Annotated in this window: 25 protein-coding genes and 1 pseudogene; 10 read left to right on the forward strand and 16 right to left on the reverse strand. The window is 66.6% G+C overall.

The window, feature by feature from the left end:
* Window positions 1–23: 23 nt before the first annotated feature.
* From SK095_RS06480 to SK095_RS06500, 5 genes are read right to left on the reverse strand one after another with little or no spacing between them, the layout of a single operon-like run.
* On the reverse strand, window positions 24–1175 hold the full coding sequence (locus SK095_RS06480) for an acyl-CoA dehydrogenase family protein (RefSeq protein ID WP_320548316.1): 1152 nt from the start codon (window positions 1173–1175) through the stop codon (window positions 24–26).
* A gap of 52 nt (window positions 1176–1227) precedes the next feature.
* A complete protein-coding gene (locus SK095_RS06485) occupies window positions 1228–2166 on the reverse strand; it encodes a transporter substrate-binding domain-containing protein (RefSeq protein WP_320548317.1) in 939 nt (312 codons plus the stop codon).
* A complete protein-coding gene (locus SK095_RS06490; protein WP_320548318.1) occupies window positions 2159–2938 on the reverse strand; it encodes an ABC transporter permease in 780 nt (259 codons plus the stop codon). Before SK095_RS06490 ends, SK095_RS06485 begins: the two co-directional genes overlap by 8 nt.
* 2 nt (window positions 2939–2940) lie before the next feature.
* Complete coding sequence (locus tag SK095_RS06495) at window positions 2941–3804, reverse strand: ABC transporter ATP-binding protein (RefSeq protein ID WP_320548319.1); 864 nt, start codon at window positions 3802–3804, stop codon at window positions 2941–2943.
* A gap of 10 nt (window positions 3805–3814) precedes the next feature.
* A complete protein-coding gene (locus SK095_RS06500) occupies window positions 3815–4852 on the reverse strand; it encodes an ABC transporter substrate-binding protein (RefSeq protein WP_320548320.1) in 1038 nt (345 codons plus the stop codon).
* Window positions 4853–4903: 51 nt separating this feature from the next.
* Between SK095_RS06500 and SK095_RS06505 the strand changes: the two genes are divergently transcribed.
* From SK095_RS06505 to SK095_RS06545, 9 genes and pseudogenes are all read left to right on the forward strand, one after another.
* A complete protein-coding gene (locus SK095_RS06505; protein ID WP_320548321.1) occupies window positions 4904–5356 on the forward strand; it encodes a hypothetical protein in 453 nt (150 codons plus the stop codon).
* Complete coding sequence (locus tag SK095_RS06510) at window positions 5311–6144, forward strand: MetQ/NlpA family ABC transporter substrate-binding protein (protein ID WP_320548322.1); 834 nt, start codon at window positions 5311–5313, stop codon at window positions 6142–6144. The genes SK095_RS06505 and SK095_RS06510 overlap by 46 nt, the downstream gene beginning before the upstream one ends.
* Window positions 6145–6148: 4 nt before the next feature.
* Window positions 6149–7225, forward strand: a complete 1077-nt coding sequence (locus SK095_RS06515) for a methionine ABC transporter ATP-binding protein (RefSeq protein ID WP_320548323.1) — start codon at window positions 6149–6151, stop codon at window positions 7223–7225.
* The gene (locus SK095_RS06520) at window positions 7209–7862 is read left to right on the forward strand and encodes a methionine ABC transporter permease (protein ID WP_320548324.1); all 654 of its coding nucleotides are present in this window, start codon (window positions 7209–7211) and stop codon (window positions 7860–7862) included. The genes SK095_RS06515 and SK095_RS06520 overlap by 17 nt, the downstream gene beginning before the upstream one ends.
* A gap of 52 nt (window positions 7863–7914) precedes the next feature.
* Window positions 7915–9189: an SfnB family sulfur acquisition oxidoreductase gene (locus tag SK095_RS06525; protein ID WP_320548325.1), complete on the forward strand. Its 1275-nt coding sequence runs from the start codon at window positions 7915–7917 to the stop codon at window positions 9187–9189.
* 10 nt (window positions 9190–9199) lie between these two features.
* Window positions 9200–10429, forward strand: coding sequence for an SfnB family sulfur acquisition oxidoreductase (locus tag SK095_RS06530; RefSeq protein ID WP_320548326.1), 1230 nt, complete (start codon window positions 9200–9202; stop codon window positions 10427–10429).
* Between the two features lie 2 nt (window positions 10430–10431).
* Window positions 10432–11823 (forward strand): LLM class flavin-dependent oxidoreductase, encoded by a 1392-nt coding sequence (locus tag SK095_RS06535; protein WP_320548327.1) that lies wholly within the window; start codon window positions 10432–10434, stop codon window positions 11821–11823.
* A 118-nt stretch (window positions 11824–11941) separates the two neighbouring features.
* Window positions 11942–12535, forward strand: coding sequence for a nitroreductase family protein (locus tag SK095_RS06540; RefSeq protein ID WP_320548328.1), 594 nt, complete (start codon window positions 11942–11944; stop codon window positions 12533–12535).
* Window positions 12536–12586: 51 nt separating this feature from the next.
* A pseudogene (locus tag SK095_RS06545) lies at window positions 12587–12826 on the forward strand (IS110 family transposase); the annotation flags it as partial.
* 266 nt (window positions 12827–13092) lie between these two features.
* Here the strand turns inward: SK095_RS06545 and SK095_RS06550 are convergent.
* From SK095_RS06550 to SK095_RS06600, 11 genes are all read right to left on the reverse strand, one after another.
* The gene (locus SK095_RS06550) at window positions 13093–13890 is read right to left on the reverse strand and encodes a toll/interleukin-1 receptor domain-containing protein (protein WP_320548329.1); all 798 of its coding nucleotides are present in this window, start codon (window positions 13888–13890) and stop codon (window positions 13093–13095) included.
* A gap of 94 nt (window positions 13891–13984) precedes the next feature.
* On the reverse strand, window positions 13985–14329 hold the full coding sequence (locus tag SK095_RS06555) for a hypothetical protein (RefSeq protein WP_320548330.1): 345 nt from the start codon (window positions 14327–14329) through the stop codon (window positions 13985–13987).
* A 938-nt stretch (window positions 14330–15267) separates the two neighbouring features.
* Window positions 15268–16239, reverse strand: coding sequence for a D-glycerate dehydrogenase (locus SK095_RS06560; protein ID WP_320548331.1), 972 nt, complete (start codon window positions 16237–16239; stop codon window positions 15268–15270).
* A 77-nt stretch (window positions 16240–16316) separates the two neighbouring features.
* A complete protein-coding gene (locus SK095_RS06565; RefSeq protein WP_320548332.1) occupies window positions 16317–17075 on the reverse strand; it encodes an SDR family NAD(P)-dependent oxidoreductase in 759 nt (252 codons plus the stop codon).
* 46 nt (window positions 17076–17121) lie between these two features.
* The gene (locus SK095_RS06570) at window positions 17122–17994 is read right to left on the reverse strand and encodes an ABC transporter permease (protein ID WP_320548333.1); all 873 of its coding nucleotides are present in this window, start codon (window positions 17992–17994) and stop codon (window positions 17122–17124) included.
* A gap of 32 nt (window positions 17995–18026) precedes the next feature.
* Entirely contained in the window at window positions 18027–18890 is an 864-nt protein-coding gene (locus tag SK095_RS06575; RefSeq protein ID WP_320548334.1) for an ABC transporter ATP-binding protein, read from the reverse strand.
* Between the two features lie 4 nt (window positions 18891–18894).
* A complete protein-coding gene (locus SK095_RS06580; protein WP_320548335.1) occupies window positions 18895–19938 on the reverse strand; it encodes an ABC transporter substrate-binding protein in 1044 nt (347 codons plus the stop codon).
* Between the two features lie 92 nt (window positions 19939–20030).
* Complete coding sequence (locus SK095_RS06585) at window positions 20031–20927, reverse strand: TauD/TfdA family dioxygenase (protein ID WP_320548336.1); 897 nt, start codon at window positions 20925–20927, stop codon at window positions 20031–20033.
* Between the two features lie 259 nt (window positions 20928–21186).
* Complete coding sequence (locus tag SK095_RS06590; protein WP_320548337.1) at window positions 21187–22227, reverse strand: NADP(H)-dependent aldo-keto reductase; 1041 nt, start codon at window positions 22225–22227, stop codon at window positions 21187–21189.
* Between the two features lie 86 nt (window positions 22228–22313).
* Window positions 22314–22934 (reverse strand): glutathione S-transferase C-terminal domain-containing protein, encoded by a 621-nt coding sequence (locus SK095_RS06595; protein ID WP_320548338.1) that lies wholly within the window; start codon window positions 22932–22934, stop codon window positions 22314–22316.
* A gap of 148 nt (window positions 22935–23082) precedes the next feature.
* On the reverse strand, window positions 23083–23997 hold the full coding sequence (locus tag SK095_RS06600) for a TauD/TfdA family dioxygenase (RefSeq protein ID WP_320548339.1): 915 nt from the start codon (window positions 23995–23997) through the stop codon (window positions 23083–23085).
* Window positions 23998–24313: 316 nt separating this feature from the next.
* Between SK095_RS06600 and SK095_RS06605 the strand changes: the two genes are divergently transcribed.
* Window positions 24314–25420 (forward strand): sigma-54 dependent transcriptional regulator, encoded by a 1107-nt coding sequence (locus SK095_RS06605; RefSeq protein ID WP_320548340.1) that lies wholly within the window; start codon window positions 24314–24316, stop codon window positions 25418–25420.
* The last annotated feature ends 34 nt before the right edge of the window (window positions 25421–25454 follow it).

Consider the following 25454-nt stretch of genomic DNA (forward strand, 5'->3'; position numbering starts at 1 on the left):
CCTATGATGGATGTCTGCGCTGCTCACGAATAGTTCAGCGGATCAGGTGCCTCGCCCTTCAGGGCCCAGCGGCCGAGGGTGTTGAGTTTGTAGTCGATGGGGTCGTGCAACGTGTGGGTGCGCACGTTGCGCCAGAAGCGGTCGAAGCCCAGCGCGGCCTTGGTGCCGCGCGCGCCGACCACCTCGAACAGCTCCTGGCTGGCGAACAGTCCGGCGCGGTGGCTGAGCACCTTGGCCTCGGCCACCGCCACCGCGACCTCGGCGCGCTCGCCGGCCGTCAGCGCCGGGCCGCGGGTGAAGGCCTCGGCGACCTGCTCCGCGGCGCGGTCGGCCAGGGCGCGGGCGGCGGCGATCTGCACGTGCATCTCGCCGAAGCGGTTCTGGGTAAACAGGTCGTCGGTGGCGTGATCGGCCTGCGAGGTCAGCCACGGGCGCGCCTGGGTGTGCGCGTAGTCGCGCGCCTCGGCCAGGGCGCCCTCGGCGATGCCCAGGTACAGGTTGACCAGCACCAGCTGGGCGAAGCAGTTGCGCAGGGTATGGAACGGCGTCGGCGGCACTTCCGGGGCGCGCAGCACGTCGCGCTCGGCCAGCGGAACCTGCGCGAAGCTGACCGAGTTGCTGTCGGTCTGCCGCTGGCCGATGGGGTCCCAGTCGTCGAGTATGCGCACGCCGGGCTGCTCGACCGGCACCACGGCCAGCAGCGGCTGGGCGGCCTCATCGAGCACCGCCGAGAGAGTCATCAACTGCGAGCCGACAATCCCCGAGCAGAACGACTTCACGCCATCGAGCAGCAGCCCGCTGGCGGTTTGTCGCGCCACCAACCGACGGTCCAGCGGGTTCATGCCATTGCCCCACCACAGCTGGCGCTCGATGGTCTGGCGCAGCAGGCGCTCCTGCTGTTCCTCGCTGCCGTAGATCAGCACGGTGGCGACCTGCAGATGGTGGAAGGCGAATACATGGGCCAGCGAGCTGTCGACCGCCGCGATGCGCCGTACCAGCGCGTAGATCTCCGGCCAGGGGCGCTCATCGCTGCCGTAGGCGCGCGGGATCGACAGGTTGAGCAGGCCGGCATCGCGCAGCAGCGCCTTCTCTTCGGCGGCATGGCCGCCACGGGCATCGCGCTCCACCGCAGTGGCCTTGATGCGCGCAAGCAGGGTATCCAGGGGCAGATTCATTGCAGATGGACTCTATTGGTCGTGGTTCGGGACATTTCATCGGCAGATCAGGTCAGTGGCAGATCAGCCCCTGTTCAAGCTTGAGCACGTCGACGCTCAGCTCGCCTATCCAGTGCGCCAGTGCGGCATCCTGGCCGCCGCGTCGCCGCCAGTCGGCCAGCGCGGCGGCCAGCCAGGCACGGCTCTGCGGCTCGCTGGCAGGCAGGCGCACATGGCCGCCGTCCGCAGCGCGCAGGGTGATGGGTAAGCGCCGGTAGAAGCGCCAGTCGGGTTGCTGCAACAGCCAGGCGACCAGGCTGGCCTCCTCCGCCAGCACGGCGCACTCGCCGGCCTGGAAGGCGGCGATGGCCTGCACCGCCGATGGATAGCTGTGCGCTTCGGCGCCGTGTTCTCTGGTCAGTTCTTGGTGGTAGGGACTGCCCTCGGCCAGGCACACGCTGCGCCCACGCAGCGGTGCTCCGGCCGAAAGAGGCCGGCCGCGCAGGACCAGCAGCGCCCCCTCGTCGTGACGCGCCGACGCTGGCAGGACCAGATGGGTGCCCAGCGCCGGTCGTGTTGTGCTACCAGCGATCAGCAGATCGACCCGCCCCTCGACCAGCGCCACCTCGCGCTGCGCGGGTGGCAGGCCGACCAGCTCGACCGGCAGGTTCAGGTAATCGCCAAGAGTCCTGGCCAGCGCTGCATCGACGAGATCCGGTTCGGCCTGCACCGGCGCGCCGGGGAGCGCCGGCCGCTGATACTCACGCACCCCGACCAGCAGCTTGCCGCGTTCCTGAGCCTGCGCCAGCAGTGGCCCCGGCGGCAGGTCAGCGGGATGCGGCGCCCACCAGGCGCTGGGCCAGTTGCCACCGAGCAAGGCGGCCAGGATCAGCCCGGCCGCCACTACTACTAGCGTCAGCCGCACGCCAGGGGGCAGCGGCTGACGGGGCGGCTCGGCCTCGCGCAACGGGCGCAACTCGCCCAGGTAGGCCGGCAACAGCAGCTCAGGCATTGTGGCTCAGTCCCTTGCGCCAGCGGGTCAGGCGCCGCTCGATCAGCGCGAGGATGAGGTTGAGCAACAGGCCGACCAGCGCCAGCAGCAGGATCCCGGCGTACATGCTCGGCACCTGGAAGACTTCCTGCGAGTTGATGGTCAGAAAGCCCAGTCCGGAGTGCGCGCCGATCATCTCCGCCGCCACCAGCGCGGTGACGCAGTAGGCGCCGGCCAGGCGGATGCCGGTGAAGATCGACGGCGCGGCCGCCGGCAGCACCACCCTGGCGAACAGGAAGCCGCGCGAGGCGCCCATCGAGCGGGCCGAGTCGATCAGCAGCTTGTCGACCTGCTTCACCCCGCTGATGGAGCTGAGCAGGATCGGCCAGAACGAAGCCCAGAAGATGATCGCCACCTTGGACAGCTCGCCGATGCCGAAGAACAGGATGAACACCGGGAACAGCGCCAGCGCCGAGGTCTGCCGGAAGAACTGCAGCAATGGGTCGACGAAGGCCTCCAGGCGGGCGAACCAGCCCATCAAGAGGCCCAGGCTCACCCCGCTGGCGATGGCCAGCAGCAGGCCGGCCAGCGAGCGCTGCAGGCTGGCCGCCAGATGCTTGAGCAGCGCGCCGTTGTGCGCCAGCTCCCAGATTGCCTGCAGCACCGCCGACGGCGGACTGAGGTAGCCCGGATTGACCAGCCCCAGGCGCGGCAGCAGCTCCCAGAGCAGCACGAAGACGAGGACGCCCAGGCTGCGCTCGAACAGCCCGGCCAGATTCAGCGAAAGTTTCATGACTACCCCTTGATCTCGGCGGTCTGCGCGCTGGCCGGCCAGTCGGCCGCGCGTATCGAGGTCGGCGCCGGCACCGGCGCCGAGGCGAAGCGCACCTCGTCCTTGAGCACCTCCCAGGCGCGCTGGCGCAGGTGCACGAATTCCTCGGAGTTGCGCACTTCGGCCAATCGCGGCCGCGCCAGCGGCACCTCGATGATCTCCTTGACCCGGCCTGGGCGGTGGGTCATCACCGCGATGCGGTCGGAGAGGAAGATCGCCTCGTCGAGGCTGTGGGTGATGAACACGATGGTCTTCTTGCGCTGATCCCAGATGCGCAGCAGCTCGCCCTGGAGGATCTCGCGGGTCTGTGCGTCCAGCGCGGCGAACGGCTCGTCCATCAGCAGGACGTCCGGCTCGTAGACCAGCGAACGGGCGATGGCCACCCGCTGCTTCATGCCGCCGGAAATCTCGTGCGGGTAGCGCGCGCCGAAGCCGTGCAGCCCGACCAGCTCCAGGTACTCGCGGGCCCGCTCGCGGCGCTCGGCCTTGCCGACGCCGCGGATCTCTAGACCCACCTCGATGTTTTCCAGCACGGTGCGCCAGGGAAACAGCGCATAGCCCTGGAACACCACGCCCTGGTTGGCGTTGATGCCCTGCAGGGGCCGGCCGTCGATGTGGATGCTGCCACCGCTCTTGTCGGCCAGCCCGGCGAGGATGCTGAGGAAGGTCGACTTGCCGCAGCCCGAGGGACCGAGCACCGAGAGGAACTCGCCCTCGCGGATCTCCAGATCGAAGTCCTGCAGGGCGACCACCCGCTCGGCCTGGCCGTGTTCGTTCCTGGTGCTGAACTCCATGCGCAGGTCGCGCGCCACGATCTTGCCGCTCACGCTGCGCACCTCAGGCCTTCTGGCCGGCGAAGGGGTTGAACTCGTTGGTGTAGACGTCCTTCACCTGCACCTTGCCGCGCGGGATCTTGCCCTCGTTCTCGAGGATGTCGATGTAGTACTGGATCGGCGGCTCGGTGACCACCAGGTTCTCCACGTAGGCGTAGCGCTCCACCTTGCCGAGGTCCATGCCGATGCGTCTGGCGGTGATCTTGCGCGCCTCCTCCGGATTGGCATTGACCCAGTTGCCGGCGCGGGCGATGGCCCGCACCACATCGCGGGTCGCCTCGGGATGCTCGCGGATGAACCGGCCGTGCGCGCTGTACGGCGCCATGCCACCCAGGCCGCGGTCGAGGTCATAGTCGCTCCACAGGCGCAGCAGCGCCGGGTTCTGCTCGGCGCCGCCGGAATGCGGCGGATGGATGATCGCCAGGTCGATGTTGCCGGTTTCCACCGTCTGCTCGCCCTGGTTGTCCGGCACCACCAGCCAGTTGATCTTGTCGACGTCGACGCCGTGCTGGCGCAGGTAGGTCTTGGTGACGAACTCGGCGCAGGCGCCGAAGCTGTTGAAGCCGATGGTCTTGCCCTCGAGGTCCTTGGGCGTGCGGATGCCGGAGTCCTTGCGCACGAAGTACTTCATGTGCGGCGCCTCTTCCAGGGTCTTGCCACCGGCGGACACCACCTTGAGGTCCAGGCCGCTGGCGATCGCGGAAATCACCAGCGGCACCATGCGCATGCCGAAGTCGATCTCGCCGGTACCGACCAGCGGGATCAGCTGCGGCGCGGCAATCTTGCCGACATATTTCGGCCGCGCCAGGGTGCCCTCGAAATAACCCAGTTCCTCGGCCAGATAGATCAGGTCGAACGACGGGTTATCCGGGTATTTGAACTCCACCACCTTGTCGCCGACGCTCTTCACCACGGCGGGGGCGGCGGCGCTCTTGGCGCCCTCCTTTTCCCAGCATCCGGGCAGGACAAGACTGGCGGCGCCGGCGCCGCCGAACAGGGCGAGGGTTCTGAGGGCCGATCTGCGACTGATGTTTACGCTCATCTGTTTTTTCCTTGGCACGCTTGGCTGAATTCAGCCCGAATCGAATGCCAAGTGCTCAGCAATAGCTGTGCCAGCCCATCAAACAGCTTCAACCCGCTGATTCATGGAGGAAAAATCATTGCAATCGGGCGAAGCTGCGCAAATGCCAACAGTCACCCGCACGAACTGTTGAATATCCAGCAGTGCTTTCAACTGCGCCTGCAGCCGGAAATCTCCCGGCATTTGAAGTTCACGCTCAGCCGCTCAGGAATGCAGGCTCTGTTGATCTGGAAAACTGTCTGCCAGACAACAGTTGGCAAACAGTTCAGCGAAAACTCCAACAGCGGAGTATTTAAAAGCAATGCCGAACCTCATATTCGACGCGCCATCGAAGAACTGGCATCCAACTTGCTCCTGTGGAATTCACGGCGCATCAAGCGCTCGCCAAATCAATGCGAATCCGGATTCAGGAGTCCTATATGTCCAAGCCAACTTCCCTTTCCCGCGCCGTCAGCAAGTGGCTGAAGTCGCTGACCCTGGCGGCCGCCGCCACTTCGGCACTGGGCGTCGCCCACGCCGCCAGCGACCAGCCGCTGAAACTCGGCACCACCGCCGCCTTCGTGCCGGTGCTGGAAGTCGCCGCCGAGGAAGCCGCCAAGCAGGGCGTCAAGGTCGAGCTGGTCGAGTTCAGCGACTGGAAGACGCCCAACGTCACCCTGGCCCACGGCGACATCGACGCCAACTATTTCCAGCACATCCCCTTCCTGACCAACGCCAACAAGGAAGGCGGCTTCGACCTCAAGGCGGTCGCCCCCGGGGTGATCAACAACGTCGGCCTGTACTCGAAGAAGTACAAGAGCCTGGCCGAGCTGCCTGAAGGTGCCAAGGTGGCCATCGCCGGCGACGCGGTCAACGGCGCGCGCGGCCTGCAGCTGCTGGAGAAGGCCGGGCTGATCAAGCTGAAGCCCGGCACCGGCTACCAGACCACCGTGGCCGACATCGTCGACAATCCGAAGAAGCTGCAGATCATCGAGCTGGAAGCAGTGCAGTTGGCGCGCACCCTGGACGACGTCGATCTGGCCCAGGGCATGCCGCACTACCTGCGCCTGGCCGGCACCATCGACCCGGAAAGCGCGCTGATCTTCGACGGCCAGGAGCAGAAGATCTATGCCATCCAGTTCGTGACCCGTGCGGAAGGCCAGAACGACGAGCGTCTGCACAGTTTCATCAAGGTCTACCAGAACTCGCCGGTGGTCCGCGCGGCCCTCGACCGCACCCAGGGCAAGCTCTACTCGCCGGGTTGGGAGAACTGATGCCATGAGCCGCTACGAATCCGACATCGAGCAGGCCATCAGTCACATCCGCCTTGAAGGGCTGAGCAAGACCTACACCGGCGGCCAGGGCGTGGTGCAGGCACTCGACGACATCGATCTGAACATCCGCCGCGGCGAGATCTTCGGGATCATCGGACGCAGCGGCGCCGGCAAATCGTCGCTGATTCGCACCCTCAACCGTCTGGAGCGGCCGACTGGCGGCCGGGTGCGCATCGACGGCGTCGACATCGGCAGCCTGGACGAAGACCAACTTGTCTCCCTGCGCCGGAGGGTCGGCATGATCTTCCAGCACTTCAACCTGATGTCGGCGAAGACCGTCTGGGAAAACGTCGCGCTGCCACTGCGGGTCGCCGGCAAGCGGCCCTTCGAGATCGAGCAGCGGGTCAGCGAACTGCTGCAACTGGTCGGTCTCAGTGATAAGCGCGACATCTACCCGGCACAGCTGTCCGGCGGGCAGAAGCAGCGCGTCGGCATCGCCCGCGCGCTGGTCCACGAGCCGCAGATCCTGCTGTGCGACGAGGCCACCTCGGCGCTCGACCCGGAGAGTACCCAGGCGATCCTCGCCCTGCTGCGCGACATCAACCGCCGACTCGGCCTGACCATCGTGCTGATCACCCACGAGATGGAGGTGATCCACGAGATCTGCCACCGCGTGGTGGTGCTCGAGCGCGGCCGCATCGTCGAGGAAGGCCCGGTGTGGCAGGTATTCGGCAATCCGCAGCACGAGGTCACCCGCACCCTGCTCGGTACCCGCCAGCACGACCTGCCTGAAGACCTGGTCGGGCGCATCCGCCCGCAGCCGCAGGGCGAGCACAGCCTGTTCCTGCTCGATCTGCACTTCACCGGCGCCAGCCTGCGCGAGCCGGACCTGCTGGCCATCGGCCAGACGCTGGGCGCGCAGACGCGCCTGGTGCACGGTGGCATCGACCGCATCCAGGGCCGCGCCCTCGGCCACCTGCTGGTCGGCGTTCGCTCGCACGAGCCGCAGGCGGCAATCCTCGAACGGGCCAGGGGCCTGGCCGATCACGTGGGAGGGCTCGGCTATGTCGCTGCTGCTTGACCGCCTGCTGCAGGGCACCCTCGACACCCTGCTGATGATCGGCGTCTCGTCGCTGATCACCCTGCTGCTCGGCATCCCGCTGGCGCTGTTCCTGGTCACCAGCGCACGCGGCGGCATCTTCGAGGCGCGCTGGGCCAACGGTGCCATCGGCAGCGTGGTCAACGTGCTGCGCTCGATCCCCTTCCTGATCCTGATGGTGGCGCTGATCCCCTTCACCCGCCTGATCGTCGGCACCAGCTACGGCGTGTGGGCGGCGGTGGTGCCGCTGACCGTGGCCTGCATACCGTTCTTCGCGCGCATCGCCGAGGTCAGCCTGCGCGAGGTGGACCGCGGCCTGATCGAGGCGGCGCAGGCCATGGGCTGCCGGCGCTGGCACATCGTCTGGCACGTGCTGCTGCCCGAGGCGCGGCCGGGCATCGTCGCCGGCTTCACCATCACCCTGGTGAGCATGATCAACGCCTCGGCGGTAGCCGGCGCCATCGGTGCCGGCGGCCTCGGCGACCTGGCCTACCGCTACGGCTACCAGCGCTTCGACACCCAGGTGATGGTCACCGTGATCGTCCTGCTGGTGCTGCTGGTGACCCTGATCCAGTTCGGCGGCGACCGCCTCGCCCACGCCCTCAACAAACGCAAGTAACCCATTCGACGCCCGGGCGCCGCCGCTGGCGGCCACCCGGCAGGAGTACCCCATGTCCGAAAATCTTCAACGCCGCGCCAGCGCGGCGCCGGGGCCGGCTGCGCCCCGCTCCCGCGATCCGCGCCCGCTGCCGCTCGATCCGAGCCAGGTGCGGGTGATCCACAGCGATGCCGAAGCCATCGAGGTCGCCCAGGCCCTGGCAGTCGAATTCGCTAGCGGCGCCGCCGAGCGCGACCGCGAGCGCCGCCTGCCCTGGGACGAGCTGGACCACTACACCGCCAGCGGCCTGGGCGGCATCGCCGTGCCGAAGGCCTACGGTGGCGCCGGCGCCTCCTTCGTCACCATTGCCGAGGTGTTCCGCCTGCTGTGCGCCGCCGACCCGGCGCTCGGGCAGATCCCGCAGAACCAGTTCGGCGTGCTGTTCGCCGTGCACGAGCTGGCCAGCGACGAACAGAAACAGCGCCTGTACGGTCGCATCCTGGCCGGCGAGCGCTTCGGCAACGCTGGTCCGGCGCGCGGCACCGCCAGCATGCTGGCGCAGACCACCCGCCTGCACCGCGAGGACGGCAGCCTGCGCCTCTCCGGCACGCGCTTCTACTCCACCGGAGCGCTGTTCGCCCACTGGATTCCCAGCCGCGCCGAGGACGAGCAGGGCCGCACCGTGCTGGTGTTCGCCCCGCGCCACGCCGAGGGCGTGCAGGTGGTCGACGACTGGTCGGGCATCGGCCAGCGCACCACCGCCAGCGGCACCGTGCACTTCGCCGCGGTGGCCATCGCCCCCGAGGACGTGCTGCCGGCCTGGCAGCTGATCGACCGCCCGGGCCTCAGCGGGCCGGCTTCGCAGCTGATCCAGGCGGCCATCGACGCCGGCATCGCCCAGGCCGCCATCGACGACACCCTGCGCTTCGTGCGCGAGCGCTCGCGACCATGGACCGACTTCGGCGGCGAGCGCGCCAGCGACGACCCCTACATCATCCAGGCGGTCGGCCGCCTGCAGATCGACCTGCACGCCGCCAACGAAGTGCTGCGCGAGACCGCCGCGACCCTCGACCGCATCGCGGCCGCGCCGGTCACCGCCGAGTCCAGCGCCGAGGCCTCGCTGGCCATCGCCGCGGCGAAGATCCTCACCACCGAGATCGCCCTGGAGGCCAGCGAGAAGCTGTTCGAGCTGGCCGGCACCGCAGCCACCCGCAGCGAGCACAACCTCGACCGCCACTGGCGCAACGCGCGCACCCACACCCTGCACGATCCGGTGCGCTGGAAGTACCACCTGCTCGGCAACTACGCCCTCAACGGCGTGCTGCCCAAACGTCACCAGTGGAACTGAGGAGGCTGACATGACCCATTTCGAGACCATCGCCACGCCCTACGTCAGCCCGCCCAGCGGCAGCGTCGCCATCCTCCGCGACGACGCCGAGGCCATCGCCGTGGCACGCGAGCTGGCCGCCGAATTCGCCGCCGGCGCCGCCGAGCGCGACCGCCAGCGACGCTTGCCCTGGGAAGAAGTCGAGCGCTTCTCGCGCAGCGGCCTGTGGGGCATCAGCGTGCCGAAGGAGTACGGCGGCGCCGGCGTGTCCAACGTCACCCTCGCCGAGGTGACGGCGATCCTCGCCGCCGCCGACAGCTCCATCGCCCACATCCCGCAGAACCACTTCTACTCGCTGGAGGTGCTGCGCGTCGGCGGCAGCAAGGCGCAGAAGCGCTTCTTCTACGCCCAGGCGCTGCAGGGCCAGCGCTTCGGCAACGCCCTGGCGGAGATCGGCCACAAGGACTTCAAGCGTCGCACCCGGCTGTCGCGCGACGCCGAGGGACGGCTACGCATCGACGGGCGCAAGTACTACTGCACCGGCTCGCTGTTCGCCCACTGGATCCCCACCCTGGCGGTCGACGACGAGGGCAGCGGCTGGCTGGTGTTCGTGCCGCGGCAGAGCTACGGCGTCACCGTGGTCGACGACTGGGACGGCTTCGGCCAGCGCGTCACCGGCAGCGGTTCGGTGATCTTCGCCGACGTGCCGGTGCAGGACGACTGGGTGGTGCCGTTCACCGCGTCGTTCGACCGCCCGACCACCATCGGCCCGCTGGCGCAGATCATCCACGCCGCCCTCGACCTCGGTATCGCCAAGGGTGCCTACGCCGCCGCCCTCGACTTCGTGCGCCAGCACAGCCGGGCCTGGATCGACTCCGGAGTGGCGCGCGCCAGCGACGATCCGCTGCTGATCGAGCGGGTCGGCGAGCTCTCGGTGCGCCTGAGCGCCGCCGAGGCGCTGCTGCGCCGCGCAGGAAGGGTGCTCGACGCCAGCCAGGCGGCGCCGGACGAGCGCAGCGTGGCCGCTGCCTCCGTGGCGGTGGCCGAGGCCCGCGTGCTGACCACCGAAATCGCCCTCAAGGCCGGCTCGAAGCTGTTCGAGCTGGGCGGCAGCGGCGCCAGCCTCGCCGAGCACAACCTCGACCGCTTCTGGCGCAACGCGCGCACCCACACCCTGCACGACCCGGTGCGCTGGAAGTTCCACGCCATCGGCAACTACTACCTCAACGACACGCTGCCCCCGCGGCACGGAGCGCTCTGACCATGGCGAAGAAGCAGATCCTGCTCAACGCGTTCAACATGAACTGCGTCGGCCACATCAACCACGGCCTGTGGACCCACCCGCGCGACAACTCGGTCGACTACAACACCCTCGAGTACTGGACCGAGCTGGCCAAAACCCTGGAGCGCGGGCTGTTCGACGGCCTGTTCATCGCCGACATCATCGGCGTCTACGACGTCTACCAGCGCTCCATCGACCTGACCCTGCGCGAGTCGATCCAGCTGCCGGTCAACGACCCGCTGCTGCTGGTCTCGGCGATGGCCGCGGCGACCCGGCACCTGGGCTTCAGCATCACCTCCAACCTCAGCTACGAGCCGCCCTACCTGTTCGCCCGGCGCATGTCGACGCTGGATCACCTGACCCGCGGGCGCATCGGCTGGAACATCGTCACCGGCTACCTGGAGAGCGGCGCCAAAGCCATGGGCCTGGACGGCCTGACCGCCCACGACCAGCGCTACGAGCGCGCCGAAGACTACCTGGAGCTGGTCTACAAGCTCTGGGAAGGCAGCTGGGAGGACGGCGCGGTGCGCCGCGACAAGGCCGCGCGGGTGTTCGCCGACCCGGCGAAAGTGCACCGCATCCGGCACCAGGGGCCGTACTACCAGCTCGACGGCTACCACCTGTGCGAGCCGTCAATCCAGCGCACGCCGCTGCTGTTCCAGGCCGGCACCTCGCCGCGCGGCCAGCAGTTCGCCGCCCGGCATGCCGAGGCGATCTTCATCAGCGCCCAGGACAAGGCCGCCACCCGCAAGGTGGTGCAGGAGCTGCGCGCCCAGGCGGTGGCCGCCGGACGCCGGCCGGAGGACCTGAAGATCTTCGTCGGCATCGCCGCGGTGGTCGGCCAGACCCGGCGCGAGGCGCAGGAGAAGTTCGACGACTACTGGCACTACGCCAGCGCCGAAGCCGGCCTCGCCCACTTCGCCAGCAGCGTCAACGTCGACTTCGCCCGCTACGGCCTCGACGAGCCGATCGACTACCGCGGCGGCAACGCCATCGAGTCGGCGGCGCAGACCGCCCAGGCCAACGCCCTGACCCGGCGCAAGCTGCTCGAACGCTTCCGCCTCGGCAGCCGCTACCCGACCCTGGTCGGCGACGCCAACTACGTCGCCGACGAGCTGGAATCCTGGGCCAACGACGTCGGCGTCGACGGCTTCAACCTGTCGCGCACCGTCACCCCGGAAAGCTACGAGGACTTCATCGACCTGGTGATCCCCGAGCTGCAGAGCCGCGGCTCGTACAAGACCGCCTACGCCGAGGGCAGCCTGCGCCACAAGCTGTTCGGCGAAGGCGACCGCCTGCCGGCGCGCCACCCGGCGGCCGCTCAACGCCATGTCCCGTCCGCCACCCCGCTCCGCCAGGGAGAACCGGCATGAAGCGGCGTACCCTGAGGAACTCGGGCGTTCCGGCGATTGCCATGGGCACGACGCGCCGATAAAGGCAACACACCCAGGCCCCCTGTACGATCCGGGCTTAACCCACCAAGGAGACCCCATGAGCAATAACCCCCGCGTCGCTACCCACGCCGTCGATGCCCAGTTCCTCGAACGCTGGTCGCCACGCGCCTTCACCGGCGAGAGCATCCCCGAGGCCACCCTGCTCGGCTTCATCGAGGCCGCGCGCTGGGCGCCCTCGGCCTACAACTCGCAGCCCTGGCGCTTCCTCTACGCGCGCCGCGACAGCGCCGACTGGCAGCGCTACCTGAGCTTGCTGATCGAGTTCAACCGCGGCTGGGCGCAGCACGCCTCGGCGCTGCTGGTGATCGTCTCGAAAACCACCTTCGTGCCGCCGGGCAAGAGCGAGGAACAACCCGCCCCCTCGCACGCCTTCGACACCGGCGCGGCCTGGGGCTTCTTCGCCCTGCAGGCGCACCTGGCCGGCTGGCACACCCACGCCATGACCGGCTTCGACAAGGAACTGGCGCGCCGCGAGCTGAAGATCCCGGACGGCTACGAGGTCCAGGCCATGGTCGCCGTCGGCAAGCGCGGCGACGCCACCAGCCTGCCCGAGGCCCTGCAGGCCCGCGAGACACCCAGCCCGCGCCTGGCGCTGGAGGCCATCGCTGCCGAGGGCGAGTTCGGCTGGTAAAGCCCTGACCCGGAAAGTACAGGGGCGAAGACCTCGATTGCGTGTCTTCGCCACGTATGCACCCTGCTGATCCACGGCGCGCGAGCGGCCCTGCTGGCGGCGCAGCGTTGCCAGGCCAATACGCCGGAACGCCTGACCCGCCTGCAACGCTGGGCGGTGGAAACCGCCGCGCGGATCGGCCACAACAAGGCCGCGGTGGCGCTGGCAAACAAGCTGGTACGGATCTGCTGGGCAGTGTGGTGTCACGAGCGGCGCTTCTGCGGCGACTGGCAGAGCAGCAAGCCCGCCTGACGGCGGGCCGGAGTAGGCAGGAGCAGGTTTTCTTGTGGTTGTGGTGAACAGCGACACTGTCGGAACAGGCGAGTCCTGCAACGGAACAAGGCCGATAACAATCATGATCCCCGTGATCGATTGAACGCTTGGCCCCGTTGCGCGAACTACAGCGTGGCCCGGACGGTAACGCCCAGCGAAGGCCGGATATACGAATGCAACCGCACTGACGACAGGGTTGGAACAGGGTTGCTCACTACTTGCGGGGAGAGTCCACATACCATTTGTTATGGGGACATTGCTTCAATAACGGCTGCTCTATTTAAAGTAATTGTAGCCTGCTGTCCTGTCTCGCCAGTCTCTTTGTTAAAAGCCAGCCCCGACTCGGCGTTTACGGCAATGGAGAAGGAGCCATTAAGCTTGCTTTCATATATTTTTAGTGCCTTTATGGTTTCAGCTGATACATAGCTTGGGGCAATCGTTACGATTGGATGTCGTGGCTCCTGCAGGCAGAAGCTCTTGAATTCCTCGTTGTTTAATTCTAATAACCTCAGTACCTCCCCGATGCTCTTGATCAGCGTATACTTTCGTTCGAACTGTATGACTTCTTGCGCTAAAGAATCAAAGTCTGTTCGAAGTGTGCCTTTGCCGCCAACCGCGCTTTGAATTGATCGGAATGCGAACTCCAATTGAGACGATTGGCTGGCAATTATTGCATTGAGATTATTGGCGGGCTGAGGTAATTCGCTTGGCGCAATACCCGAGTGGCATAGAGGTAGTAATGGAATTTCAGGCTCTGAGGCGCGAATACTGATTGCGTTTCTTATCCATATCGCACCAAGCTCAAAATTTATCCAGTTGCGATTTATTGAGTTTGGACTTATTAAATATAGTGCGCCTATACAATTTACCAATCCGTCTTCTATTCTTTTTAAAAAATTTGCGCCTGCAGGGATGCTTACTCCGTCAGAGGATACAAAAACCTCAACAAATCCAGCGAACTCGTTTTCTATGGCTGACTTTATAATTGCAGCAAGGTCTTTTTCTTCATGGATATGAGAAAGGAATAGTAGTGCCTGGCTCATAATTTGCGAACTCCGTATGTACGCGTACCCATAACGCTGGACGTAACCGGACGACAAAAAGCGCAGCTTTTTGACGGCCCGGTTGACGGACTTGTTATGCATTAACTTCAACAGTTATCTGAATACCGCACTGCCGGATGATAGACTCTTGGTCAGTTGCAGACAAGAACTCGCAATTGCACGGATTGTTGATTTTAGATGCTGTCTGGCTCTTTGCCTGAAGCCAACCATTGACCCATTTGAACGCAGCCTCAAAAGCATCCGATGCAGTGGGAAAGCTCCCACTAATTGGCACTAGCGATGAGTAGCTGGTATTGAACTGAGGATCGTAAACGATCACTTCCGCACCAAAGGTTGTGCTTTGGCTGGGCTGAATAATGTGGATTGTGTGCAACGCATTGCCACTGGTTGAAATCTGAATTTCCTGAATGGGAATCATGTGTTGTCCTTTAATGCATAACGTAGAGCTAACCGGCTCGCCAAAGCGCAGCTTTGGCGAGTCCAGCGACCGAAGGGAGCGAGGTTGAGCGCCATGTTAGAGCTCCCCGAAAAGCCGAGAGACACAAGCACTGCACCCATTAACACCAACAAGCAGGCCGAGGATGGCGAGCAGGAATAATGGGATGCCCAATAACCAAAGCAATACGCTGTCAGGACGGCCCCAGAAATGCCACAACAAAGCAGGGATACCGAAGGCGAATGGCAGAGCGCACAAAATAAGAACAGGTCGTTTCCAGGTGGCTTCAGGGCGCGGCCCCCAAAAACAAACCTTGTTAACCACGTTGCAGTATGAGCAATGATTTCGTTGTTCAGGCATGTGCGCTCTAACAAGGTTCGAGCTGAGCACCGCCCACGCGCAGCGTGGGTGTGTGCTCCGGCGAGTAGTTATTCGACAATACACACCGCTCTGCGAAGCAGAGCTGTAAATGCAATGGATGCTCGGGCGAACGGAAAATCGAAAAACGGCTTTTCCACCGCTGTAGGCGCTCCTGGCGGGGCATTAACTTCGTTATGCCCCGCCAGGAGCGCCTACAGCGTATTAGCTGATTTTTCGCTTTTCGTCCAGCCGGATTCCTTGTCATTTACAGTTTCCGTGAGCCAATGGTGGATATTGTTGAATAACTATAAATAGGCACCAACTGGTGCATAACACCCCGAGCGGGACTGGTGGATAAAACTCCGCCAGAGAAACGGAAAACCGCTCTGAGACGCAGCTTTGACAAGAGTGATGGTGGTGAAGGCAGGTTATGCACCATGGCGCCAAGTCCCTTTGTATATGCCGATGGCAGGCGTCGAGAGTAGCGCGGGGGACGAGATCAGTACAACCCGAGGAAGTCCCCGCCCATGGCCACGGGCGGGGACGGGGACGAAAGCGCCCTACCCTACCCGCACCTGCGGATTGACCACGTGCCGCGGCGTGCCGCCGAGCAGCGCGCGTTCCAGGTTGTCCAGCGCCAGCTCGGCCATCGCCTGGCGCGTCTCGTGGGTCGCCGAGCCCACGTGCGGCAGGGTCACCACGTTGGGCAGGGCGAACAGCGGCGACTGGCGCAGCGGTTCCTTCTCGTAGACGTCGAGGCCGGCGGCGCGCAGCTGGCCGTTCTGCAGCGCCTCGATCAGCGCCGCCTCGTCCACCACCGGGCCGCGGGCGACGTTGACCAGGATGGCGCCCGGCTTCATCAGCGCCAGCTCGCGGCGGCCGATCAGGTGGCGGGTCTGCTCGCTGAGCGGCACCACCAGCACCACGAAGTCGGCCGCGCCGAGCAGCTCGTCGAAGCCGCAGTAGCGCGCGTCCAGTTCCTGTTCCAGTTGCGGCTTGCGGCTGTTGCCGCTGTACAGCACCTCCATGTTGAAACCGAAGCGGCCGCGTCGGGCGATGGCCGCGCCGATGTTGCCGAGGCCCAGGATGCCCAGGGTCTTGCCGTGCACGTCGCAGCCGAACTGCGCCGGTCCCACCGGCGCCTGCCAGTGGCCGGCCTTGACCCAGGCGTCCAGCTCCGGCACCCGCCGCGCCGCCGCCATCAGCAGGGTGAAGCCGAGGTCGGCGGTGGTTTCGGTGAGCACGTCCGGGGTGTTGGCGAGCAGGATGCCGCGCTCGTTCAGATAGGCGAGGTCGTAGTTGTCGTAGCCCACCGAGATGGTCGAGATGACTTCCAGCTGCTCGGCCTGTGCCAGCTGGGCGCGGCCGAACGGCCGGCCGACGCCGAGCAGGCCGTGGGCTTCGGGCAGCGCCGCGGCATACTGGGCGTCGATGTCGCCGGCCGGGTCGAGCACAGTGACGTTGAAGTTCTGCCGCAGGCGCTGCTGATGCTCGGGGCTGAGGCGGCTGAAGACGAAGACGTTCTTTTTCATGGCGCTCCTGCGCGGCTGATCCGTGAATGGGAAGGCAGCAAGGGTTGCCCGGCCACGGCGGCCGGGCAACCGGACTATCAGTCGCGATCCACGGCGAACGGCGACCAGGCCTGGCGGGTCGGCATGACCTCCAGGCGGTTGATGTTGATGTGCTCCGGCAGGGTCGCGACGTAGAAGATCTGCTCGGCGATGTCCTCGGCGGACAGCGGCTCGGTGCCTCGGTACAGGCGATCCGAGGCCGCCTGGTCGCCCTTGGTGCGCACCAGGGTGAACTCGGTTTCGGCCATGCCCGGGGCGATGTCGGTGACCCGCACGCCGGTGCCCTGCAGGTCGCAGCGCAGGTTGTAGCTGAACTGCTGGACGAAGGCCTTGGTCCCGCCGTAGACGTGGCTGCCCGGGTAGGGCCACTGGCCGGCGACCGAGCCGAGGTTGACGATGCTGGCGCCGCGGCCGCTGGCGATCAGGGTCGGCAGCAGCGCGTGGGTGACGTTGACCAGGCCCTTGATGTTGGTGTCGATCATGGTGTGCCAGTCGGCCAGATCGACGCTCTGCGCGGCCTGCGGCGCAAGCGCCAGGCCGGCGTTGTTGATCAGCGCGTGCACCTGGCGGAAGCCTTCCGGCAGCCCGGAGACCACCTGCTGCACCGCCTCGGCGTCGCGCACGTCCAGCGCGGCGATGTGCACCGGCACCTGGCGGGCCAGCTCGTCCTGCAATGCCTGCAGGCGTTCCAGGCGGCGCCCGGTGAGCACCAGCGCCCAGCCGTCGGCAGCGAAACGCCGCGCCGCGGCGCGGCCGAAACCGGAGGTGGCGCCGGTGATGAAGACGATCTTGCCCATCTGCAAAGCTCCTGTTGCGACTACATGAATTGAACGGCGCGGGTTGTCAGCGCTGCATGCCCCAGCGCTTGACGGTAACCCGCTCGATAAGACTGAACACCAGGTTCTCCACCAGCAGGCCGATCAGGATGACCACGGCCAGGCCGGCGAACACCTTGTCGGTGTACAGCTCGTTGCGGTTCTGGAAGATGTACCAACCGAGGCCACCCTGCCCGGAGCTGGCGCCGAACACCAGCTCGGCGGCGATCAGGGTGCGCCAGGCGAAGGCCCAGCCGACCTTGAGGCCGGAGAGAATCGACGGCAGCGCCGCCGGGATCAGGATCAGGGCGACGAAGCGCAGGCCGCGCAGGCCGTAGTTGCGCCCGGCCATGCGCTGGGATTCGGCGACGCCGAGAAAGCCGGCGTAGGTGTTGAGCGCCAGCGCCCACAGCACCGAGTGCACCAGCACGAAGATCAGGCTGCCCTCGCCCAGGCCGAACCAGAGCAGCGCCAGCGGCAGCAGGGCGATGGCCGGCAGCGGGTTGAACATCGCGGTCAGGGTGGACAGCAGGTCGCGGCCCAGTTGGGTCGACACCGCCAGGGTGGTGAGGGCGAAGGCCAGCACGATGCCGAGCAGGTAGCCCTTGAGCAGCACGCCCAGCGAGATGGCCACCTTTTCCAGCAGCTCGCCGCTGGCGACGCCCTCGGCGAAGGCGCGGGCGGTCTGCAGGAAGCTCGGCAGCAGCAGGTCGTTGCCCTGGTAACGCGCGGCCAGCTCCCAGACCAGCGCGAGCAGCAGCAGGATCAGGCCCTTGCGCAGCCAGCCCTGTTGCCACAGGCGGGTGGCCAGCGGCAGCTCGCGCTCCAGCGGCGCGTCGGTCAGCGGCGGCAGGTCGATTTCGTATTCTTCCCGGCGCACCGGCGATGATGGAAGGCTCATGGCGGATTTCCTGTAACGGAGGGTGCGAGAAGTCAGCAGGACAGACGGATGTCCTGGAAGCGCAGATCCAGCGGCACCTGATCCGGCTGCTCGTCGAACAGCAGGCGATGGATACGCTGCGCGGTCTGCTGGAAGGCCACGCCGCCCAGGCTGTGCAGGCCGAACTGGTGGCTGTGCACCTCGGCGCGCACCCGCCCCGGGTGCGGCGACAGCAGCAGGATGCGGTTGCCGACCACCAGCGCCTCCTCGATGGAGTGGGTGACGAACAGCAGGGTGAAGCGCACCTCCTCCCACAGCGCCAGCAGCTCCTCCTGCATCTTGCGCCGGGTCAGCGCGTCGAGCGCGGCGAACGGCTCGTCCATCAGCAGGATCTTCGGCTGCATGGCCAGGGCGCGGGCGATCGCCACCCGCGCCTTCATGCCGCCGGACAGGGTGTGCGGGTAGGCGTCGGCGAAGGCCGCCAGGCCGACCTTGTCCAGGTAGTGCAGGGCGCGCTGCTCGGCCTCCTGGCGGCCGAGGGTGCGCGAGGCCAGCAGCGGGAACATCACGTTCTGTTTGACCGTCTTCCACGGCGGCAGCTGGTCGAACTCCTGGAACACCACGATGCGGTCCGGGCCCGGCTCGCTGACCGGCACGCCGTCGAGACGGATCTCGCCGGCACTCGGGGCGATGAAACCGGCCGCCGCCTTGAGCAGGGTCGACTTGCCGCAGCCGGACGGGCCGAGCAGGACGAAGCGGTCGGCCGGGTCGACCGCGAAGCTGACCTCGTGGGTGGCGCGCACCACGCGCTGCGGGGTGCGGTATTCGAGGCTGACCTTGTCCACCTCCAGCAGCGCCCGCACGGGCGCCGCGGAGTCCAGATTGCTGACCGTGTGGCCTGGCAACGGAGCGTTCATCGCATCAGCTCCCCTGGCCCAGGCGCGGATCGGCGAAGAAGTAGTCCTGCCAGGAGGCCGGCTTGTTCTTCAGGGCGCCGACGCGGTGCAGGAACTCGGCCAGCTGGAAGGTGCCGGTCGGCGTCACGCTGAACTGGAACTGCTCGTTGTCGATGATCTTCAGCAGGGCTTCCTTGCTGATGTTGGCCTTGGTCACGCGGATGTAGGTGTCGGCGGCCGCGGCCTTGTCGTTCTGGGCGAACTCGGCGGCCTCGGCCAGCGCGGCGACGAAGGCCTGGTAGGTCTTCGGGTTTTCCTCGCGGAACTTCTCGGTGGTGTACAGCACCACCGGCGAGTTCGGGCCGAGCAGCTGGTAGGTGTCGAGCACCACGTGCACGTTGGGGTTGTCCAGCGCCTGGTTCTGGAACGGCGGGTTGGAGAAATGCCCGGTCAGCTCGGTTGCGCCGCTGGTCAGCGCCGAGGTGGCCTCCGGGTGCGGCAGCGCGACGGTGTACTTGTCCAGGCGGTTGTATTCCTTGTCGCCCCACTGCTTGGCGGCGGCGTACTGCAGGAAGCGCGACTGGATCGAGACGCCTACCGCCGGCACGGCGATGCGGTCCTTGTCAGTGAAGTCGGCGATGGTCTTGACCTTGGGGTTGTTGCTCAGCAGGTAGTACGGGAAGTTGCCCAGCGAAGCCACGCCCTTGACGTTCTGCTTGCCGTGGGTGCGGTCCCATACGGTCAGCAGCGGGCCGATGCCGGCGCCGGCGATGTCGATGGAGCCGGACAGCAGCGCGTCGTTGACCGCCGCGCCGCCGGACAGCTGGGTCCAGTCGACCTTGATGTCGAGGCCGGCCTCCTTGCCGTGCTTCTCGATCAGTTGCTGGTCGCGCACCACGTTGAGCAGCAGGTAGACGATGCCGAACTGCTCGGCGATGCGGATCTCGCCCTCAGCGTGGGCGGCGGTCGGGACCGCCAGGCTGCCGGCCAGCAGGCTCAGGGACAGGCCGACACCGCCGGCCAGGCGGCCGAAACGGGACAGGCCGGGGAAGCGTTTCTTGTGGGTCATGGCGAACTCCTTGAAAGATGGCGAATGCGTGCAGCCACGGCCGTACCCGGCGGGCACGGCGGCTATGGCAGAACTGCACTGGAAACGGGAAATCAGAACGGCGCGTCGCCCTGGATGGTGGTGCGGTGCATGCGCCTGCGCAGGTGCGATGGGCAGCCGGTGGCCAGGTGGATCAGCGCACGGTTGTCCCAGAACAGCAGGTCGTGGGGCTGCCACTGGTGGCGATAGACGAACTCGGGGCGCGCGCTGTGGGCGAACAGCTCGGCGAGGATCTGCCGGCTCTCGTCCTCGGGAATGTCGAGGATATGGGTGGTGAAGTTCTCGTTGACGAACAGTCCCTTGCGCCCGGTTTCCGGGTGGGTGCGCACCACCGGATGGACCACCGCCTTGACCTCGGCGATCTGCGCGGCGGTCAGCGTCGGGCGCTGGATGCCGGCGAACACCTCGTCGGCATAGCGCGCGGTGTAGGAATGCGCGGCGCGCTTGCCTTCGATGGCCTGGCGCAGCTCGGCCGGCAGGGTTTCCCAGGCCAGCTGCTGGCTGGCGAACAGGGTGTCGCCGCCCTCCTCCGGCAGCTCCTGGGCATAGAGCATCGAGCCGAGACTGGGCAGCTCCTTGTAGGACAGATCCGAGTGCCAGAACTTGCCGGCATCGCCCAGGCCGATCGGCTGACCGTTCTCGACGATGTTGGAGATGATGAAGATCTCCGGATGGCCGGCGAGCAGGAACTGCTTGAGCACATGGATCTGCAACTCACCGAAACGGCGGCTGAAGGCGATGTGCTGCTCGGGCGTGATGTGCTGGTCGCGGAACACCAACAGACCGTGATCGAGGTGGGCACGGTGGACCCGGGCGAAGTCCTGCGCATTGAGCGGACGGGACAGGTCGAGGCCGAGGATCTCGGCGCCGAGGGGCGCATCCAGCGGACGCACGTCGAAGGACTGGGAGGGGACTTCGGAAACGGACAGCAGGGCTTCGGCCGCAGACATGAGGGACTCCATTCGCATGGTCGCGTGGGTAACGCGGGGTTCGATTCGGGACGCGGGTGGTGCGTCCATCCGATTCATGCGCGGCTCAACGGTTGGCCTATAAGTACGCGGCAAAATGACTATATGGGAATATAAAAATTAAATTAAATAACTTTTACGATTAAGCATATGGCCGTTCCTGTCGCTCGAAACCCGCCCGCGGAGGCTCTGCAATGGGCTTGCCGAGGCAGCGCCGGGCGACGCTGCCAAGTGCGATCACTCAGGGCGCAGGGTTGGGCTGTTCGGTATGGATGCGCTCGATGCCGGCCAGCAGCTCGTCAGTGAGCTTGAGCTCGAGGCTCGCCAGGTTGCTGTCCAGCTGCTCGAGGCTGGTGGCGCCGATGATGTTGCTGGTCACGAATGGCCGGCTGGTCACCCAGGCCAGCGCCAGCTGCGCCGGGTCGACGCCGTGCTCGCGGGCCAGGGCGATGTAGGCGCTGGCGGCGCTGCGCGTCTGCGGGCTGTTGTAGCGCTGGAAGCGCTCGAACAGGGTCAGCCGCGCCCGCTCCGGCTGGTCGCCGTTCTCGTACTTGCCGGACAGCAGGCCGAAGGCCAGCGGCGAGTAGGCGAGCAGGCCGACCTGCTCGCGGATGGCGATTTCCGCCAGGCCCACCTCGAAGCTGCGGTTGACCAGGTTGTAGGGGTTCTGGATCGACACCGGGCGCGGCCAGCCGCGGGTCTCGGCCAGCTGCAGGAAGCGGTGCACGCCCCAGGGCGTCTCGTTGGACAGGCCGATGTGGCGGATCTTGCCGCTCCTGACCAGCTCGTCGAGCACTTCGAGGGTCTCCTCGATGGGGGTGAGGTGCGCGTCGGGGTCATGCTGGTAGCCGAGCTGGCCGAAGAAGTTGGTCTGCCGATCCGGCCAGTGCAGCTGGTAGAGGTCGATGTAGTCGGTGTGCAGGCGCTTGAGGCTGCCCTCCACCGCAGCGACCAGGTTGGCGCGGTCGAAGTGGTTGCGCCCGCCGCGGATGTGAGTGATGCCGTTGCCCGGCGCGGCCGCCTTGCTGGCGACGATCCAGTCGCTGCGCCCGCCGTGGCGCCTGAAGTAGTTGCCGATGATGGTCTCGGTGGCGCCGGCGGTTTCCGCCTTCGGCGGTACCGGATACATCTCCGCGGTGTCGATGAAGTTGATCCCGGCGGCCCGCGCGCGGTCGATCTGCGCGAAGCCCTCGGCTTCGCTGTTCTGCTCGCCCCAGGTCATGCTGCCGAGCGCCAATGCGCTGACCTGGATGTCGGTTTTGCCGAGTGGGCGGTAAATCATCGGTATCTCCTGCAGAAAAAAGCAAAAACGCCGCCACAGGGGTGACGGCGGGCTGGATGGGTGAGGACCGCGGGTCAGCGCGGCGGCTAGCGCTGGCCTTCGGCCGCCAGCGCCTGCTGCGTGGCCAGGCGGGACTGGAACGCCTCGCGGGCGCGGGCCAGGTTGGCCAGATCGGCGAAGCGCTCGCCGAGACGCGGCAGCCAGCCGGCGAACACGCCGAGGTAGGCGTCGGCGATGCTGTAGCGCTCGCCCACCAGCCACTGGCGGCCTTCAAGGTGGCGATCGACATGCGCCAGCGCCTGGTGCAGCTGCTCGGCAGCCTGGGCGCGGATGCCTGGATGGGCCGCCTCGTCGGCCGAGTAGCGCTCCGGACGGTTGAGCGGGCGGAAGCCGCCGACGTGCACCTCGGAGGTCAGGTAGCCGATCCAGCTCTGGATCTGCGCACGCTCGGCGCTACCGGCCGGGGCGAACAGCCCGGCCTCGGGCTTGAGGTCGGCCAGATACGGCAGGATCGCGCTGTTCTCGGTGATCAGCGTGCCGTCGTCCAGCGACAGCGCCGGCACCCGGCCCAGCGGGTTGATGCGGTGGATCGGCGAATCGGGGGTGCGCAGGGCGACCACCTCGACCTGGATCGGCAGCTCCAGCTCGTGGACCAGGCTGTGGGCGGCCAGCGAACAGGCGCCGGGGGCAACGTAAAGAACGCTCATCGAATACCTCATGGAAGGGACGCCCGCACAGGCTGCGGGGTATCCGGGAATGGATGTGCGGCGGGGATCTTCCTGATGCCCGCCGGCACGCTGGGCTTCCTGCCTCGGCGCTTCCCTGCGCCTGTCTCATTTCAGGGGGGCGGCGAACTCAGCTGGCCTGCTTTAGCGCCAGCTTGTCGGCCTCGGTCAGCGGCGTGCGGGTGTCGGCGCTGGGTTTGATGGCGCGGCTGGTTTCGCCGCTCACCGAGACCGGGATCTCGCCGTGCACGGTGCTGCGGCGCACGATGCGGCGGGCGCTGCCATAGTCGTCGACGGCGATGTGCTGGGTGGCGCGGTTGTCCCACACCGCCAGGTCGCCCTGGCTCCAGCGCCAGCGCACGATGTTCTCCAGCTTGACGATGTGCGCCTGGAACAGGTCGAGCAGCGCGCGCGAGTCGCGCGAGTTGAGGCCGACGATGCGGTCGGCGAAGTGGCCGAGCAGCAGCGCCTTCTCGCCGGTTTCCGGATGCACGCGCACCAGCGGGTGCTCGCTCTCGTAGACGGTGGAGGTGAACTGCTCGCGGAAGCGCTTGTTGACCACCGCCTCGATCTGCTTGGGCGCGGCGTAGTCGTAGTCATTGGTGTGGCGCACCCAAAGGCGGTCGGCCAGCTGCTGGAGCGGTTCGGGCAGGTCCTGGTAGGCGCTGGCGGTGTTGGCAAACACGGTGTCGCCGCCGAACTCGGGAATCACCTCGCCGCGCAGGAAGGTGATCTTCGGGTAGTCGACCACGAAGCTGATGTCGGTATGCCAGGAGTTGGCGCGCGAACGCTCGGAGTCGACCTCGAGGATGCCGGCAGTGTTGGCCTCGGACGGCGTGGTCGGGTGAACCACCAGGTCGCCGAAACGGCTGGCGAAGGCTTCCTGCTCGGCATCACTGAGGTGCTGCTCGGGGAAGAACAGCGCTTTGTGCTTGAGCAGCGCCTGATTCAGCTCGGCGAACTGCGCGTCGCTGAGGTCGGTCACGCGCACGCCGCTGACGGTGGCGCCGATGCGGCCGGTGATGGGTTGGATGTTCAGGCTCATGTCGGTTATCCCTGGCGGTGATGCCGCCGATCTCGTTGGCAATCCAGTCGCCGCCCGTTGCGGCGCTGCCAGAGCGATTGCAGCAAGCGTGCCAACCCATCAAATCCCGCAATTTCGCGTGTTTTGCCCAGCGATGACGTATAGATGTTGGATTTTGCGCAGAGAAATCCGCGTTCTGCCGATTTTCCAGCAGCCGCCCTGATCGCCCGGATAAAAACAAAAAAAGAATATCTAAAGTAAATTCGATTATTTTTAAATATAAGCATGTGCCGCTACAGTCCTGCCGGATCGAGAACCCGTAGCAAGCGAGGCCGCCATGAACGCACCCGTCCTGACTCTGGCTCCCCATGAGAACAGCCGCGAGGAAATCCGGGCCAAGGCGCTGCTGTTCGCCGACATCCGCTCCCAGCAACTGCTGGAACAGGCCGAGCTGGTCGCCGCCAGCCCCGTGCCCGTGCTGATCCACGGCGAAACCGGCACCGGCAAGGAACTGCTGGCCCGTCACCTGCACAAGCGCAGCGGCCGCAAGGGGCCGTTCGTGGCGGTGAACGGCGCGGCGATCAACGAAAGCCTGGCCGAGAGCGAATTCTTCGGCCACGAGGCCGGCGCCTTCACCGGCGCCAACGGCCGCCGCGAGGGCTGGTTCGAGGCCGCCCAGGGCGGCACCCTGTTCCTCGACGAGATCGGCGACCTGCCGCTGGCGCTGCAGGTCAAGCTGCTGCGCGTGCTGCAGGAGCGCGAGGTGGTGCGCGTCGGCGGACGCAAGCCGATTCCCATCGACGTGCGCATCGTCACCGCCACCCACGTCGACCTGCAGTCGGCGATCACCGCCGGGCGCTTCCGCGAAGATCTCTACTACCGGCTGAATATTGTCACCCTGCGCATCCCGCCGCTGCGCGACCGCCCCGGCGACATCCTGCCGCTGGCCCGGCACTTCCTCGGCCAGTTCGCCCGCGAACACGCCCGCCCGCTGCCCGAGCTGAACGCCGACGCCGTGCAGCGCCTGCTGGCGCACAGCTGGCCCGGCAACATCCGCGAGCTGGAGAACACCCTGCTGTCCGCCGCCCTGCTGGCCGGCGGGCCGCTGATCGAGGGACGCCACCTGCAATTCAGCCGCCGGGCTGCGCCTGCCCCGGCTCCGACCACGACCGCTGGTGCGCCGCCTAACAATGCGGGCGCGCCGACCGACCCGCTCTGGCAGGGCATCCGCCAGCAGCTGCAGGAGCTGCTCGACCACGAGCACCCGGAGCTGCTGGCGCGCTGGGAGGAGCTGCTGGTGGAGACCACCCTCGCCCGCCACCACTTCAACCAGGTGCACAGCGCCGACCGCCTGGGCATCAGCCGCCATGCGCTGCGCACCCTGATGAAACGTTACGATCTGCTGCCGCCGCCGACCGGCGCGCGCTACAGCAACGCCGGCTGAGCGAGCCCCCGTCGTTGCCGGCGGGGTTCTTGAT

It is taken from the genome of Pseudomonas sp. AN-1 (assembly GCF_034057115.1).
GTDB lineage: Bacteria > Pseudomonadota > Gammaproteobacteria > Pseudomonadales > Pseudomonadaceae > Geopseudomonas.

What these genes read in the sequence shown, in the direction of transcription:
- SK095_RS06480 (WP_320548316.1), bottom strand. Translation starts at nt 1,175, where the DNA reads ATGAATCTGCCCCTGGATACCCTGCTTGCGCGCATCAAGGCCACTGCG.
- SK095_RS06485 (WP_320548317.1), bottom strand. Translation starts at nt 2,166, where the DNA reads ATGCCTGAGCTGCTGTTGCCGGCCTACCTGGGCGAGTTGCGCCCGTTG.
- SK095_RS06490 (WP_320548318.1), bottom strand. Translation starts at nt 2,938, where the DNA reads ATGAAACTTTCGCTGAATCTGGCCGGGCTGTTCGAGCGCAGCCTGGGC.
- SK095_RS06500 (WP_320548320.1), bottom strand. Translation starts at nt 4,852, where the DNA reads ATGAGCGTAAACATCAGTCGCAGATCGGCCCTCAGAACCCTCGCCCTG.
- SK095_RS06510 (WP_320548322.1), top strand. Translation starts at nt 5,311, where the DNA reads ATGTCCAAGCCAACTTCCCTTTCCCGCGCCGTCAGCAAGTGGCTGAAG.
- SK095_RS06515 (WP_320548323.1), top strand. Translation starts at nt 6,149, where the DNA reads ATGAGCCGCTACGAATCCGACATCGAGCAGGCCATCAGTCACATCCGC.
- SK095_RS06520 (WP_320548324.1), top strand. Translation starts at nt 7,209, where the DNA reads ATGTCGCTGCTGCTTGACCGCCTGCTGCAGGGCACCCTCGACACCCTG.
- SK095_RS06525 (WP_320548325.1), top strand. Translation starts at nt 7,915, where the DNA reads ATGTCCGAAAATCTTCAACGCCGCGCCAGCGCGGCGCCGGGGCCGGCT.
- SK095_RS06530 (WP_320548326.1), top strand. Translation starts at nt 9,200, where the DNA reads ATGACCCATTTCGAGACCATCGCCACGCCCTACGTCAGCCCGCCCAGC.
- SK095_RS06535 (WP_320548327.1), top strand. Translation starts at nt 10,432, where the DNA reads ATGGCGAAGAAGCAGATCCTGCTCAACGCGTTCAACATGAACTGCGTC.
- SK095_RS06540 (WP_320548328.1), top strand. Translation starts at nt 11,942, where the DNA reads ATGAGCAATAACCCCCGCGTCGCTACCCACGCCGTCGATGCCCAGTTC.
- SK095_RS06550 (WP_320548329.1), bottom strand. Translation starts at nt 13,890, where the DNA reads ATGAGCCAGGCACTACTATTCCTTTCTCATATCCATGAAGAAAAAGAC.
- SK095_RS06555 (WP_320548330.1), bottom strand. Translation starts at nt 14,329, where the DNA reads ATGATTCCCATTCAGGAAATTCAGATTTCAACCAGTGGCAATGCGTTG.
- SK095_RS06560 (WP_320548331.1), bottom strand. Translation starts at nt 16,239, where the DNA reads ATGAAAAAGAACGTCTTCGTCTTCAGCCGCCTCAGCCCCGAGCATCAG.
- SK095_RS06565 (WP_320548332.1), bottom strand. Translation starts at nt 17,075, where the DNA reads ATGGGCAAGATCGTCTTCATCACCGGCGCCACCTCCGGTTTCGGCCGC.
- SK095_RS06570 (WP_320548333.1), bottom strand. Translation starts at nt 17,994, where the DNA reads ATGAGCCTTCCATCATCGCCGGTGCGCCGGGAAGAATACGAAATCGAC.
- SK095_RS06575 (WP_320548334.1), bottom strand. Translation starts at nt 18,890, where the DNA reads ATGAACGCTCCGTTGCCAGGCCACACGGTCAGCAATCTGGACTCCGCG.
- SK095_RS06580 (WP_320548335.1), bottom strand. Translation starts at nt 19,938, where the DNA reads ATGACCCACAAGAAACGCTTCCCCGGCCTGTCCCGTTTCGGCCGCCTG.
- SK095_RS06585 (WP_320548336.1), bottom strand. Translation starts at nt 20,927, where the DNA reads ATGTCTGCGGCCGAAGCCCTGCTGTCCGTTTCCGAAGTCCCCTCCCAG.
- SK095_RS06590 (WP_320548337.1), bottom strand. Translation starts at nt 22,227, where the DNA reads ATGATTTACCGCCCACTCGGCAAAACCGACATCCAGGTCAGCGCATTG.
- SK095_RS06595 (WP_320548338.1), bottom strand. Translation starts at nt 22,934, where the DNA reads ATGAGCGTTCTTTACGTTGCCCCCGGCGCCTGTTCGCTGGCCGCCCAC.
- SK095_RS06600 (WP_320548339.1), bottom strand. Translation starts at nt 23,997, where the DNA reads ATGAGCCTGAACATCCAACCCATCACCGGCCGCATCGGCGCCACCGTC.
- SK095_RS06605 (WP_320548340.1), top strand. Translation starts at nt 24,314, where the DNA reads ATGAACGCACCCGTCCTGACTCTGGCTCCCCATGAGAACAGCCGCGAG.